This is a genomic window from Pseudomonas sp. 9.3L (assembly GCF_058536285.1).
In genome coordinates, this window is record NZ_JBZUBK010000001.1 from 767,776 (window position 1) to 781,461 (window position 13,686).

Sequence of the window (13,686 nt, forward strand, 5' to 3'; positions counted from 1 at the left end):
GGAGCAAACGTGAACAAGTGGTGGTTTCCTGTAGTAATCGCAGCCCTGATGCTGAACGGTTGTGCCAGCGTGCCGCGCGGTTCGATTCCTGTCGTGGATCAGGGCTCGGCGGTGTCGAATAACGAGCGTGTCTCAGCGAAGCGCACCTCGACGTATCGCGCGCCAGTGCCTGTCGCTCCTGTACAGGCTGCGCCACAAGACAGTGGCGTGATGGTCATGGTGCCTACGTCCAATGCACCTATCAGTACCAGTGCGCCTATCAGCACCGGCCCCATCGTGCCTGGCCCGGTTACCAGCGGGCCTGCAGCCGTGGCGCCAAGCCCCAGCGTTGCACCGCCCTCGGTAGGCAGTTATGCACCGGCCCCTGCCGCTCCCAGTGGCATCCCTTCCAGCAATCGCGCCAGTGGTGGCCTGTCAGCGGACGAGCAGCTCGATGGCCCGGTATTGGCCTTGCTGACTACCGCCCAGCAACAGCAAGGCGGGGGCGACCTGAACGGCGCCTCTTCCAGTCTTGAGCGGGCACAGCGCATCGCCCCGCGCGAGCCTCAGGTGCTCTTTCGTCTCGCTCAGGTAAGGCTTGCCCAAGGCGACGCCGCTCAGGCGGAACAGTTCGCGCGCAGGGCCATGAGCTACGCCAATGGCCGGCCAGACTTACAGGCGCGCCTGTGGGAAATCATTGCCCAGGCGCGCGAGAAACAGGGTGATGCCGCTGGCGCCGCCCTGGCCCGCAAGAATGCGCGGGGCTGATCGACATGGACAGCCGGTTGCCTGCTATCGCTGATCAACTGCTGCTCATTGAGCAGGCCCTGCGGCAAAGCGGCGAGTGGGAGGAACAATCGCCCAGCCCTGCAGCCTTGGCGAGCCAGGAGCCCTTCAGCGTCGATACCTTGTCGTTCGAGCAGTGGTTGCAGTGGATTTTCCTGCCCCGCATGAAACTCATCATTGAAAACGGTCTGCCCCTGCCTGCAACCTCCGGCATCCTGGCCATGGCGGAGATGGTTTACGCCAGCCGACCAGGCCAGGGCCACGCGCTGATGACCTCCTTGCGCCAATTCGACCTGCTTATCACTGAGGCAAGGCCCACCTGAATCCATCCAATGCCGCTGGCTGGCTTAGCGGCATTGATCGGCGATGGCCTTTCGCGTATCGGCAATCTGGGTTTTTCGCTCTTCCTCGGTCAGACGCCTTAACTCGCCGTCCACTTCCTGACGTACCCGCGGGTTGTTATTAAGCTGCGCAAGGTTGGTACGTGCCTGTTGGCAGAACTCCTTGGTTTTCTCTTCCTGTTCGGCCACCTGCTCCCGCACCTGAGCATTAGCGGCTTTTTGCTCTGGGTCGTTGTCGACGTTGTCCTCGTCCCCGTCCTGGTTGGTCTTGGGTGGGCTTGCCGGCGGCGGAGCATGGGTATCGATAGGTGTAGCGGCTTGGCCGATGGGTGGCTTGGCGTCGAAGTGGGTCACGCCACTGCTGTCTACCCATTTATAGACCTGGGCCGCGTATGACGGCCCTGTCATCAACAGCAGCAACGTGGCTGCCAGGCAGGTGAGGCGCATGTCTGCTCCATTCATTCAAAAGGCTGCGAGCAAATTACCACAGAAGCAGAAAGCCAACAGAGCGCTTGACTTGAAGGGGGCTATTTACAACAATCCAAAGTCCGCTGTGAGGGACTGCCAGAAGCAGGCCCGCCCAGCAGATCATGAGGCGCATACCCGCGCCGACCTGTTACACCCGCAACGCGTTACCTCGCGCTGGGTGGGAACCCCCCGCAACACTTGGGGAAGTCCCAATACTTGCTCAGTCAGTGCTGACGTAGTCGGCGACCACCGTCGCTCATGCTCTGCTTGGCAGTAAACCTAATAGATCCGCCACCCAGGCGGTACTCTGGCGTTTTAGAGGTGAACAACGTGGAGCTCTTATCCGGCGCTGAGATGATCGTCCGCTTTTTGCGAGACGAGGGTGTCAAGCACATCTATGGGTACCCTGGCGGTGCTCTCCTTCATGTCTACGATGCCTTGTTCAAGGAACCCGCGGTCGCGCACATTCTGGTCCGCCATGAACAGGCGGCCACGCACATGGCCGACGGTTACGCCCGCGCGACCGGTAAAGCCGGCGTCGTGCTGGTAACGTCCGGCCCTGGCGCTACCAATGCCATCACCGGTATCGCTACCGCCTACATGGACTCTATTCCCATGGTGGTGTTGTCCGGGCAGGTGCCTAGCACCATGGTCGGTACCGATGCGTTCCAGGAAACCGACATGATTGGTATTTCCCGGCCCATCGTGAAGCACAGCTTCATGATCAAGCACGCGTCGGAAATTCCGGACATCTTGAAAAAAGCATTTTACCTGGCTGAATCTGGCAGGCCGGGCCCCGTGGTGGTCGACATCCCCAAGGACATGACCAACCCTGCTGAAAAGTTTGAATACGTGTACCCCAAGAAGGCTAAGCTGCGTTCGTATTCGCCGGCGGTTCGGGGGCACTCGGGGCAGATCCGTAAAGCCGTCGAGATGTTGGTGGCAGCGCGCCGTCCGGTGGTGTATGCCGGCGGTGGGGTTATCCTGGGCGGTGCTTCTGCGCCCCTGACGGAGCTTGCGCACCTATTGAATGCGCCCGTCACCAATACCCTGATGGGCTTGGGGGCGTATCCAGGCACTGACCGTCAGTTCCTCGGCATGCTGGGCATGCACGGTAGCTACACGGCCAACATGGCCATGCACAACGCAGACGTGATCTTTGCCGTTGGGGCTCGCTTCGACGACCGCGTGATCAACGGCGCGGCGAAGTTTTGCCCGAATGCCAAAATTATCCACGTGGACATCGACCCGGCTTCCATTTCCAAGACGATCAAGGCCGACGTGCCCATCGTTGGCCCGGTGGAGAGCGTGCTAACCGACATGGTCGCGGCCTATAAAGAGTTGGGCCAGGCGCCCGACCAGGCTGCAGTCGCCGCCTGGTGGAAGCAGGTCGAGGAGTGGCGCGGTGAGCACGGCCTGTTCCCTTACGAGCAGCCCGATGGCCCGCTCATCAAGCCTCAGACGGTTATCCGTACCCTGTTCGAAGTGACCCACGGTGATGCCTTCATCACTTCGGACGTAGGGCAGCATCAGATGTTTGCCGCCCAGCACTACCCGTTTGACAAGCCTAACCGCTGGATCAACTCAGGCGGTCTCGGCACCATGGGCTTTGGTTTCCCTTCAGCCATGGGTGTGAAGCTCAACTTCCCTGAAGACGACGTGGCGTGCGTTACCGGCGAAGGCAGTATCCAGATGAACATTCAGGAACTGTCCACCTGTATGCAGTACGGCTTGCCGGTGAAAATCGTCAACCTGAACAACGGCGTTCTGGGAATGGTTCGCCAGTGGCAGGACATGATCTACAGCAGCCGTCATTCGCACTCCTACATGGAGTCACTGCCCGACTTCGTCAAGTTGGCTGAAGCCTATGGCCACGTTGGTATGCGGATCACTGATCTCAAAGACCTCAAGCCCAAAATGGCCGAGGCGTTTGCCATGAAGGATCGCCTGGTGTTCCTGGATATCCAGGTTGATACCAGTGAGCACGTCTACCCGATGCAAATCAAAGACGGCGCGATGCGTGACATGTGGCTGAGCAAGACGGAGCGGACCTGACCATGCGGCACATTATCTCCCTGTTGCTGGAAAACGAGCCTGGCGCCCTGTCGCGGGTAGTTGGCCTGTTCTCTCAACGCAATTACAACATTGAAAGCCTGACGGTGGCAGCGACGGAAGACCCTACGCTGTCTCGTCTCACCCTGACCACCTTCGGTCATGACGAGGTAATCGAGCAGATCACCAAGAACCTCAACAAGCTGATTGAAGTGGTGAAACTGGTCGATTTGTCAGAAAGCGCGCACATCGAGCGGGAATTGATGTTAGTGAAGGTCAAGGCAACCGGCGCTCAGCGCGCCGAGGTCAAACGTACCACGGACATCTTCCGCGGCCAGATCGTGGACGTCACTAGTAGCGTTTATACCGTGCAACTGACCGGTACCAGCGACAAGCTCGACAGCTTTATTCATGCAGTGGGCACTGCCTCGATTCTCGAGACCGTACGCAGCGGCGTTACGGGCATTGCACGCGGCGATAAAGTACTCAGCATCTAATCCAATTTTGTAAATGGCTTGCGGGCCAGCATAACCAGGGGAATTTCATGAAAGTTTATTACGACAAAGACTGTGATCTGTCCATCATCCAGGGCAAGAAAGTCGCCGTCATCGGTTATGGCTCCCAGGGCCACGCACAAGCGTGCAACCTGAAAGATTCCGGTGTGGACGTCGTGGTGGGCCTACGTAAAGGCTCGGCTACCGTAGCCAAAGCTGAAGCCCACGGGCTCAAGGTAACTGACGTAGCCAGTGCCGTTGCGTCTGCCGACCTTGTGATGATCCTGACGCCAGACGAATTCCAGTCGCGCCTGTACAAGGACGAGGTCGAGCCTAATCTCAAGCAGGGCGCTACCCTGGCCTTCTCCCATGGCTTTGCAATTCACTACAATCAGGTCGTTCCACGTAGCGACCTGGACGTCATCATGATCGCGCCCAAGGCGCCAGGCCATACCGTACGCTCCGAGTTCGTCAAAGGCGGGGGTATTCCTGACCTGATCGCGATCTACCAGGACGCGTCTGGCAATGCCAAGAACGTTGCGCTGTCCTATGCTGCGGGCGTGGGTGGTGGCCGTACCGGCATCATCGAAACCACGTTCAAAGACGAGACCGAAACCGACCTGTTCGGCGAACAGGCGGTGCTATGTGGTGGCGCGGTCGAGTTGGTCAAGGCAGGTTTCGAAACCCTGGTCGAGGCAGGCTACGCGCCAGAAATGGCGTACTTTGAGTGCTTGCACGAGCTCAAACTGATCGTTGACCTCATGTACGAAGGCGGTATCGCCAACATGAACTACTCGATCTCCAACAACGCGGAGTACGGTGAATACGTCACCGGTCCTGAAGTGATCAACGCTGAGTCCCGTCAGGCCATGCGCAATGCGCTCAAGCGCATCCAGGACGGCGAATACGCCAAGATGTTCATTGCTGAAGGCGCAGCTAACTACCCGTCGATGACCGCCCGTCGCCGTAACAACGCGGCACACGGTATCGAAGTGATCGGCGAACAGCTGCGTTCCATGATGCCGTGGATCTCGGCGAACAAAATCGTCGACAAAGCTAAGAACTGATTCATGCGATGACCGGGAAACGCGGCCTAGGCCGCGTTTTTTCGTTTCAGCGCCGCCTTCTGGTATAAAGCTGCAACGTTTGTAGGCGAACCCTCGTCTCCTACGCAGGTCGATATTTTTCACATGTTGCAAGGTACTCTGTATATGAGCGAACGCCCTGAAGAGCCGAACCCGGCCTACGATGCCGATAGCCTGCTGCCCATCGACGAGCACGTTGAAGAGGGCCAGGATGCCGAGGGGCGTAAAGTCCGTCACCGCGGTATTTACCTCCTGCCCAATCTCTTTACCACCGCCAACTTGTTTGCTGGCTTCTACTCGATCATCAACTCGATCACTGCCCAGAGCGCGCTTAGCGCAGGGAATTCGGTAGAAGCTGTTAAATACTTTTCCTTCGCTGCCATCGCCATTTTCGTGGCCATGGTGCTGGATGGTCTCGACGGCCGGGTGGCCAGGATGACCAATACCCAAAGCGCGTTCGGTGCTGAATACGATTCGCTGTCCGACATGATTGCCTTTGGCCTGGCGCCCGCGTTGCTAGCTTTTGTCTGGGCATTAGGGGCCATGGGTAAGGTGGGCTGGATGGTGGCCTTTATTTATGTGGCTGGCGCTGCGTTACGCTTGGCGCGCTTTAACACCCAGGTAGGTAAGGCTGACAAACGTTATTTCATTGGGTTGGCAAGCCCTGCGGCTGCAGGTGTGGTAGCGGGCGTAGTCTGGGCATTGAGCGACCTTGAAATACCCGGAGCCAAATTGTCGTTCCTGGTGGCCATTCTGGTTGCAGGCGCTGGCATGCTGATGGTCAGCAATATCAAGTACAACAGCTTTAAAGAGCTGGACCTCAAAGGCCGTGTGCCCTTTGTTGCTATCTTGGCTGTGGTCCTGGTCTTTGCCGTCGTATTCATTGACCCTCCGAAGATCCTCCTGCTGATCTTCCTGGTATATGCCGCCTCTGGGCCCGTACAACATTTGTTGCGTGTTCGTCGGCACAAGTGAAATAAATCAGCGCACACTCCGTCCTACGGTTCTAAAACTGTCAGAACGGAGCGTGCAACATGATTATCAAGGTTCCTCCAGCCTCGGCGTGCCACGAGTCCGAGGTTACCCCTGAGGCGATTTACCTTTCACGTCGAAAGATGATGGCCAGCAGCGCTATGCTGGCCGCTGGCGCCGCGCTTCCCTCATGGGCGAGCGCCGCTGATGCCTCCAGCTATGAAGGCGTTACCGCAGGCAGCCCTCCGGCATGGTTCAAGAGCAAGCTGGAGCATGCAGCCTGGCAGGCGGTGACTGCAAAAGGGGAGAGCATCACGCCGTTCAAGGATGCGTCTACCTATAACAACTTCTACGAATTTGGCACTGACAAAAGCGATCCGGCCAAGAATGCTGGAAGCTTGGTGACCGAGCCTTGGTCCCTTGTCGTCGACGGAGAGGTTGCAAAACCAGGCAAGTTCGCCCTGGAAGATTTCGTCAAACCCTATCAGCTCGAAGAGCGGATCTACCGTCTGCGCTGTGTTGAAGCATGGTCGATGGTCATCCCATGGCTCGGCTTCCCGTTGGCCAGTATCTTGAAGCAGGTAGAACCTACCGCTCAAGCCAAGTATGTGCGGTTCGAAACCCTGCAAGACCCTGCGACCATGCCGGGTCAGCGCTCCAGCTTCTCTTATATAAAGTGGCCCTATGAAGAAGGGCTTCGGCTGGACGAAGCCATGCATCCGTTGACGATCCTGGCAGTGGGTATGTATGGGCAAGAACTGCCTAACCAGAATGGCGCGCCTCTTCGGTTGATTGTTCCTTGGAAATACGGCTTCAAAGGTATCAAGTCGATTGTGCGCATCAGCCTGGTAAAGGAGCAGCCCAGTACCACATGGCAAGCCATTGCGCCTGATGAATACGGCTTCTATGCCAACGTCAATCCTCAGGTTGATCACCCACGCTGGACGCAGGCCAGGGAGCGCCGTTTACCCAGTGGTTTATTCGCGCCTAATGTAAGGGAAACCATGATGTTCAATGGCTACGCTGATGAAGTTGCCTCTCTGTATGCGGGGTTGGACCTGAAGGTGAACTACTGATGCGTTATCCGCTTTTTCGATTGGGGGTGTTTATAGTGATTGCGGTATGGCCATTGCTTTGGCTGTACCAAGCGTGGGTTTTCGCATTAGGGCCAGATCCCGGAAAGGTACTGCTGGAGCGGCTCGGCCTTGGCGCGCTTATCCTGCTCCTGATTATTCTGGCCATGACCCCTTTGCAGAGAGTCACAGGTTGGAGTGGGTGGATTGTCGTCAGGCGTCAACTGGGCCTGTGGTGTTTTGCCTACGCGGTGCTCCACTTGGCAGCCTACCTGTTTTTTGTGCTCGGCCTGGACTTCGGTCAGCTGGGTGTAGAGCTACGCAATCGGCCCTATATCATCGTTGGTGCGCTGGCATGGATCACGCTGTTGGCCCTGGCGGTAACGTCCAACCGGGCCAGTCAGCGTAAACTGGGCTCTCGGTGGCGAACGCTGCATAAAGCTGTATATGGCGCGCTTGGGTTAGCGCTGCTGCATTTCCTCTGGATCGTGAGGGCCAACTGGGCAGAGTGGTCAGTCTATGCGTCAGTAGGGGCGGCGCTCATGGCGTTGCGTATTCCTGCAGTGGCCCGATTTATCAAACGTCGGCCAAATAAAAAGACGAATTTGAAAACAGGTGCTTGACGCCCTCCTGAAACCCCTTATAATGCGCCCCACTTCCAGCGACAACGGAACGGCAAACTTCTTGGATATCAATGAGTTAGCGGTTTGGTAAGACGGGAAGTGGCTTCGGTCTCCGGATCGAACGCGGTGAAAAAGGTGGTTGACAGCAGGTTGTAGTGCTGTAGAATTCGCCTCCCGCTTCGAGAGGTCCTGAAGCGGTCAAGTGGTTGAAGTTGAACGAGAAATTCTGAAACTTCAGAAATAAACGCTTGACAGGATGCAAGGTTAGCGTACAATGCGCGCCTCGGTTGAAGCGAACAGCTCAACCACCGCTCTTTAACAAATGAATCAAGCAATTCGTGTGGGTGCTTGTGAGTTGGACTGATTGTCACAATGATTATCAGCATCACAAGTACTCAGACGAAGAAATTCGAATGAGTGGCTTCCTTCGGGAAGTCTTGCGATTGCTGAGCCAAGTTTAGGGTTTTCTCAAAACCCATGCAGTATTGAACTGAAGAGTTTGATCATGGCTCAGATTGAACGCTGGCGGCAGGCCTAACACATGCAAGTCGAGCGGCAGCACGGGAGCTTGCTCCTGGTGGCGAGCGGCGGACGGGTGAGTAATGCCTAGGAATCTGCCTGATAGTGGGGGATAACAACCGGAAACGGTTGCTAATACCGCATACGTCCTACGGGAGAAAGTGGGGGATCTTCGGACCTCACGCTATCAGATGAGCCTAGGTCGGATTAGCTAGTTGGTGGGGTAAAGGCCCACCAAGGCGACGATCCGTAACTGGTCTGAGAGGATGATCAGTCACACTGGAACTGAGACACGGTCCAGACTCCTACGGGAGGCAGCAGTGGGGAATATTGGACAATGGGCGAAAGCCTGATCCAGCCATGCCGCGTGTGTGAAGAAGGTCTTCGGATTGTAAAGCACTTTAAGTTGGGAGGAAGGGTCGTTACCTAATACGTAACGGTTTTGACGTTACCGACAGAATAAGCACCGGCTAACTCTGTGCCAGCAGCCGCGGTAATACAGAGGGTGCAAGCGTTAATCGGAATTACTGGGCGTAAAGCGCGCGTAGGTGGTTTGTCAAGTTGAATGTGAAATCCCCGGGCTCAACCTGGGAACTGCATCCAAAACTGGCAAGCTAGAGTATGGTAGAGGGTGGTGGAATTTCCTGTGTAGCGGTGAAATGCGTAGATATAGGAAGGAACATCAGTGGCGAAGGCGACCACCTGGACTGATACTGACACTGAGGTGCGAAAGCGTGGGGAGCAAACAGGATTAGATACCCTGGTAGTCCACGCCGTAAACGATGTCAACTAGCCGTTGGGCGCCTTGAGCGCTTAGTGGCGCAGCTAACGCATTAAGTTGACCGCCTGGGGAGTACGGCCGCAAGGTTAAAACTCAAATGAATTGACGGGGGCCCGCACAAGCGGTGGAGCATGTGGTTTAATTCGAAGCAACGCGAAGAACCTTACCAGGCCTTGACATCCAATGAACGCTTCAGAGATGAGGTGGTGCCTTCGGGAACATTGAGACAGGTGCTGCATGGCTGTCGTCAGCTCGTGTCGTGAGATGTTGGGTTAAGTCCCGTAACGAGCGCAACCCTTGTCCTTAGTTACCAGCACGTTAAGGTGGGCACTCTAAGGAGACTGCCGGTGACAAACCGGAGGAAGGTGGGGATGACGTCAAGTCATCATGGCCCTTACGGCCTGGGCTACACACGTGCTACAATGGTCGGTACAGAGGGTCGCCAAGTCGCGAGACGGAGCTAATCTCACAAAACCGATCGTAGTCCGGATCGCAGTCTGCAACTCGACTGCGTGAAGTCGGAATCGCTAGTAATCGCGAATCAGAACGTCGCGGTGAATACGTTCCCGGGCCTTGTACACACCGCCCGTCACACCATGGGAGTGGGTTGCACCAGAAGTAGCTAGTCTAACCTTCGGGAGGACGGTTACCACGGTGTGATTCATGACTGGGGTGAAGTCGTAACAAGGTAGCCGTAGGGGAACCTGCGGCTGGATCACCTCCTTAATCGACGACACAGCCGCCCATAAGCACCCACACGAATTGCTTGATTCACTGTAAAGACGATTAAGTGATGCATGCCCTGATATTGGGTCTGTAGCTCAGTTGGTTAGAGCGCACCCCTGATAAGGGTGAGGTCGGCAGTTCGAATCTGCCCAGACCCACCAGTTTTGGCTGGTCAGATGCAGAGCGCGCCCCATGCTCCTGGATAAAGAGCGGTGAGGTGGCTTTTCTGCAGTTCGAATCTGCCCAGACCCACCAGTTTTTTTGGTTGGCATTATTGCGGGGCCATAGCTCAGCTGGGAGAGCGCCTGCCTTGCACGCAGGAGGTCAGCGGTTCGATCCCGCTTGGCTCCACCACCTTCACTGTTTGAAAGCTTAGAAATGAGCATTCCCTCACGCACCTCAGGTGCCGGGGCCTGAATGTTGATTTCTGGTCTTTTCCAGAATCGTTCTTTAAAAATTTGGGTATGTGATAGAAAGATAGACTGTTCAGACCAGTTTCACTGCTGGTGTGATCAGGCTAAGGTAAAGCGAATGTTGTTCTTCACACCTGTACTCCCCAGATTGCTTGGGGTTATATGGTCAAGTGAATAAGCGCATACGGTGGATGCCTTGGCAGTCAGAGGCGATGAAAGACGTGGTAGCCTGCGATAAGCTTCGGGGAGTCGGCAAACAGACTTTGATCCGGAGATCTCTGAATGGGGGAACCCACCCAGCACAAGCTGGGTATCTTGTACTCAATACATAGGTGCAAGAGGCGAACCAGGGGAACTGAAACATCTAAGTACCCTGAGGAAAAGAAATCAACCGAGATTCCCTTAGTAGTGGCGAGCGAACGGGGACCAGCCCTTAAGTTGATTTGAGATTAGCGGAACGCTCTGGAAAGTGCGGCCATAGTGGGTGATAGCCCTGTACGCGAAAATCTCTTGTCAATGAAATCGAGTAGGACGGAGCACGAGAAACTTTGTCTGAATATGGGGGGACCATCCTCCAAGGCTAAATACTACTGACTGACCGATAGTGAACCAGTACCGTGAGGGAAAGGCGAAAAGAACCCCGGAGAGGGGAGTGAAATAGAACCTGAAACCGTATGCGTACAAGCAGTGGGAGCAGACTTGTTCTGTGACTGCGTACCTTTTGTATAATGGGTCAGCGACTTATTTTCAGTGGCAAGCTTAACCGAATAGGGGAGGCGTAGCGAAAGCGAGTCTTAATAGGGCGTCTAGTCGCTGGGAATAGACCCGAAACCGGGCGATCTATCCATGGGCAGGTTGAAGGTTGGGTAACACTAACTGGAGGACCGAACCGACTACCGTTGAAAAGTTAGCGGATGACCTGTGGATCGGAGTGAAAGGCTAATCAAGCTCGGAGATAGCTGGTTCTCCTCGAAAGCTATTTAGGTAGCGCCTCATGTATCACTGTAGGGGGTAGAGCACTGTTTCGGCTAGGGGGTCATCCCGACTTACCAAACCGATGCAAACTCCGAATACCTACAAGTGCCGAGCATGGGAGACACACGGCGGGTGCTAACGTCCGTCGTGAAAAGGGAAACAACCCAGACCGTCAGCTAAGGTCCCAAAATCCTGGTTAAGTGGGAAACGATGTGGGAAGGCTTAGACAGCTAGGAGGTTGGCTTAGAAGCAGCCACCCTTTAAAGAAAGCGTAATAGCTCACTAGTCGAGTCGGCCTGCGCGGAAGATGTAACGGGGCTCAAACCAGGTACCGAAGCTACGGGTGTCACGCAAGTGACGCGGTAGAGGAGCGTTCTGTAAGCCTGTGAAGGTCAGTTGAGAAGCTGGCTGGAGGTATCAGAAGTGCGAATGCTGACATGAGTAACGACAATGCGAGTGAAAAACTCGCACGCCGAAAAACCAAGGTTTCCTGCGCAACGTTAATCGACGCAGGGTTAGTCGGTCCCTAAGGCGAGGCTGAAAAGCGTAGTCGATGGAAAACAGGTTAATATTCCTGTACTTCTGGTTATTGCGATGGAGGGACGGAGAAGGCTAGGCCAGCTTGGCGTTGGTTGTCCAAGTTTAAGGTGGTAGGCTGAGATCTTAGGTAAATCCGGGATCTTAAGGCCGAGAGCTGATGACGAGTGTCTCAGGACACGAAGTGGTCGATGCCATGCTTCCAGGAAAAGCTTCTAAGCTTCAGGTAACCAGGAACCGTACCCCAAACCGACACAGGTGGTTGGGTAGAGAATACCAAGGCGCTTGAGAGAACTCGGGTGAAGGAACTAGGCAAAATGGCACCGTAACTTCGGGAGAAGGTGCGCCGGCGAAGGTGAAGGGTTTACCCCGTAAGCCTATGCCGGTCGAAGATACCAGGCCGCTGCGACTGTTTATTAAAAACACAGCACTCTGCAAACACGAAAGTGGACGTATAGGGTGTGACGCCTGCCCGGTGCCGGAAGGTTAATTGATGGGGTTAGCGCAAGCGAAGCTCTTGATCGAAGCCCCGGTAAACGGCGGCCGTAACTATAACGGTCCTAAGGTAGCGAAATTCCTTGTCGGGTAAGTTCCGACCTGCACGAATGGCGTAACGATGGCGGCGCTGTCTCCACCCGAGACTCAGTGAAATTGAAATCGCTGTGAAGATGCAGTGTATCCGCGGCTAGACGGAAAGACCCCGTGAACCTTTACTATAGCTTTGCACTGGACTTTGAGCTTGCTTGTGTAGGATAGGTGGGAGGCTTTGAAGCGTGGACGCCAGTCTGCGTGGAGCCAACCTTGAAATACCACCCTGGCAACCTTGAGGTTCTAACTCAGGTCCGTTATCCGGATCGAGGACAGTGTATGGTGGGTAGTTTGACTGGGGCGGTCTCCTCCCAAAGAGTAACGGAGGAGTACGAAGGTGCGCTCAGACCGGTCGGAAATCGGTCGTAGAGTATAAAGGCAAAAGCGCGCTTGACTGCGAGACAGACACGTCGAGCAGGTACGAAAGTAGGTCTTAGTGATCCGGTGGTTCTGTATGGAAGGGCCATCGCTCAACGGATAAAAGGTACTCCGGGGATAACAGGCTGATACCGCCCAAGAGTTCATATCGACGGCGGTGTTTGGCACCTCGATGTCGGCTCATCACATCCTGGGGCTGAAGCCGGTCCCAAGGGTATGGCTGTTCGCCATTTAAAGTGGTACGCGAGCTGGGTTTAGAACGTCGTGAGACAGTTCGGTCCCTATCTGCCGTGGACGTTTGAGATTTGAGAGGGGCTGCTCCTAGTACGAGAGGACCGGAGTGGACGAACCTCTGGTGTTCCGGTTGTCACGCCAGTGGCATTGCCGGGTAGCTATGTTCGGAAGAGATAACCGCTGAAAGCATCTAAGCGGGAAACTTGCCTCAAGATGAGATCTCACTGGAGCCTTGAGCTCCCTGAAGGGCCGTCGAAGACTACGACGTTGATAGGTGGGGTGTGTAAGCGCTGTGAGGCGTTGAGCTAACCCATACTAATTGCCCGTGAGGCTTGACCATATAACACCCAAGCAATCTGCCAACGGCAGCGCGCAGGGGTGAAGACACACCAGACGCTTGCACACTCACATACCCAGATTCGCCACGACGTGTACGCGCCGCGGCTACCGAATTTCTTGACGACCATAGAGCATTGGAACCACCTGATCCCTTCCCGAACTCAGCAGTGAAACGATGCATCGCCGATGGTAGTGTGGGGTTTCCCCATGTGAGAGTAGGTCATCGTCAAGATTCACACCCAAAACCCCTGATCGCACTGCGGTCAGGGGTTTTGTCTGTCTGGGCTAAAAAGCCCAGCCTCTGGCTGAGTCGGCCTGACCCT

The 13,686-nt window shown here is 55.6% G+C and carries 9 protein-coding genes, 2 tRNA genes and 3 rRNA genes; 13 read left to right on the forward strand and 1 reads right to left on the reverse strand.

The features are described from left to right. Positions 1-9 precede the first annotated feature (9 nt). Together AC4LE2_RS03440 and AC4LE2_RS03445 are read left to right on the forward strand one after the other, a co-directional pair. A complete protein-coding gene (locus tag AC4LE2_RS03440) occupies positions 10-747 on the forward strand; it encodes a tetratricopeptide repeat protein (RefSeq protein ID WP_491824115.1) in 738 nt (245 codons plus the stop codon). 5 nt (positions 748-752) lie between these two features. Then, complete coding sequence (locus AC4LE2_RS03445; protein ID WP_491824116.1) at positions 753-1,088, forward strand: YqcC family protein; 336 nt, start codon at positions 753-755, stop codon at positions 1,086-1,088. A gap of 24 nt (positions 1,089-1,112) precedes the next feature. Here AC4LE2_RS03445 and AC4LE2_RS03450 read toward each other — a convergent pair whose 3' ends face one another. Beyond that, positions 1,113-1,553: a DUF4124 domain-containing protein gene (locus AC4LE2_RS03450; protein WP_491824117.1), complete on the reverse strand. Its 441-nt coding sequence runs from the start codon at positions 1,551-1,553 to the stop codon at positions 1,113-1,115. Between the two features lie 351 nt (positions 1,554-1,904). Here AC4LE2_RS03450 and AC4LE2_RS03455 point away from each other — a divergent pair, with 351 nt between their 5' ends. The 11 genes from AC4LE2_RS03455 to rrf all read left to right on the forward strand — a co-directional run bounded on the left by AC4LE2_RS03455 (position 1,905) and on the right by rrf (position 13,595). Then, positions 1,905-3,629 (forward strand): acetolactate synthase 3 large subunit, encoded by a 1,725-nt coding sequence (locus tag AC4LE2_RS03455; protein ID WP_491824118.1) that lies wholly within the window; start codon positions 1,905-1,907, stop codon positions 3,627-3,629. 2 nt (positions 3,630-3,631) lie between these two features. Next, entirely contained in the window at positions 3,632-4,123 is a 492-nt protein-coding gene (gene ilvN / locus AC4LE2_RS03460) for an acetolactate synthase small subunit (protein ID WP_491824119.1), read from the forward strand. Between the two features lie 47 nt (positions 4,124-4,170). Then, positions 4,171-5,187 carry a ketol-acid reductoisomerase gene (gene ilvC / locus AC4LE2_RS03465; protein ID WP_491824120.1) on the forward strand — a complete coding sequence of 339 codons (1,017 nt, stop codon included), beginning with the start codon at positions 4,171-4,173 and terminating at the stop codon, positions 5,185-5,187. 144 nt (positions 5,188-5,331) lie between these two features. Next, positions 5,332-6,180 carry a CDP-diacylglycerol--serine O-phosphatidyltransferase gene (gene pssA, locus AC4LE2_RS03470; RefSeq protein WP_491824121.1) on the forward strand — a complete coding sequence of 283 codons (849 nt, stop codon included), beginning with the start codon at positions 5,332-5,334 and terminating at the stop codon, positions 6,178-6,180. A gap of 59 nt (positions 6,181-6,239) precedes the next feature. Further along, a complete protein-coding gene (msrP, locus tag AC4LE2_RS03475; protein ID WP_491824122.1) occupies positions 6,240-7,253 on the forward strand; it encodes a protein-methionine-sulfoxide reductase catalytic subunit MsrP in 1,014 nt (337 codons plus the stop codon). Beyond that, positions 7,253-7,873, forward strand: a complete 621-nt coding sequence (msrQ, locus tag AC4LE2_RS03480; protein WP_491824123.1) for a protein-methionine-sulfoxide reductase heme-binding subunit MsrQ — start codon at positions 7,253-7,255, stop codon at positions 7,871-7,873. The genes msrP and msrQ overlap by 1 nt, the downstream gene beginning before the upstream one ends. Positions 7,874-8,360: 487 nt before the next feature. Continuing rightward, positions 8,361-9,899 (forward strand): 16S ribosomal RNA (locus AC4LE2_RS03485). 84 nt (positions 9,900-9,983) lie between these two features. Beyond that, positions 9,984-10,060, forward strand: a tRNA-Ile gene (locus tag AC4LE2_RS03490). Between the two features lie 117 nt (positions 10,061-10,177). Further along, a tRNA-Ala gene (locus tag AC4LE2_RS03495) sits at positions 10,178-10,253 on the forward strand. Between the two features lie 223 nt (positions 10,254-10,476). Next, positions 10,477-13,364: ribosomal RNA gene (locus AC4LE2_RS03500) — 23S ribosomal RNA — on the forward strand. A gap of 115 nt (positions 13,365-13,479) precedes the next feature. Continuing rightward, positions 13,480-13,595 (forward strand): 5S ribosomal RNA (gene rrf / locus AC4LE2_RS03505). Together the 16S, 23S and 5S rRNA genes with 2 tRNA genes alongside form the textbook arrangement of a ribosomal RNA operon. Positions 13,596-13,686 lie beyond the last annotated feature (91 nt).

Excerpts from the sequence above, each read along its gene's own strand:
- pssA (WP_491824121.1), top strand. The coding sequence starts at position 5,332 with ATGAGCGAACGCCCTGAAGAGCCGAACCCGGCCTACGATGCCGATAGC.
- ilvN (WP_491824119.1), top strand. The coding sequence starts at position 3,632 with ATGCGGCACATTATCTCCCTGTTGCTGGAAAACGAGCCTGGCGCCCTG.
- ilvC (WP_491824120.1), top strand. The coding sequence starts at position 4,171 with ATGAAAGTTTATTACGACAAAGACTGTGATCTGTCCATCATCCAGGGC.
- AC4LE2_RS03450 (WP_491824117.1), bottom strand. The coding sequence starts at position 1,553 with ATGCGCCTCACCTGCCTGGCAGCCACGTTGCTGCTGTTGATGACAGGG.
- msrQ (WP_491824123.1), top strand. The coding sequence starts at position 7,253 with ATGCGTTATCCGCTTTTTCGATTGGGGGTGTTTATAGTGATTGCGGTA.
- msrP (WP_491824122.1), top strand. The coding sequence starts at position 6,240 with ATGATTATCAAGGTTCCTCCAGCCTCGGCGTGCCACGAGTCCGAGGTT.
- AC4LE2_RS03445 (WP_491824116.1), top strand. The coding sequence starts at position 753 with ATGGACAGCCGGTTGCCTGCTATCGCTGATCAACTGCTGCTCATTGAG.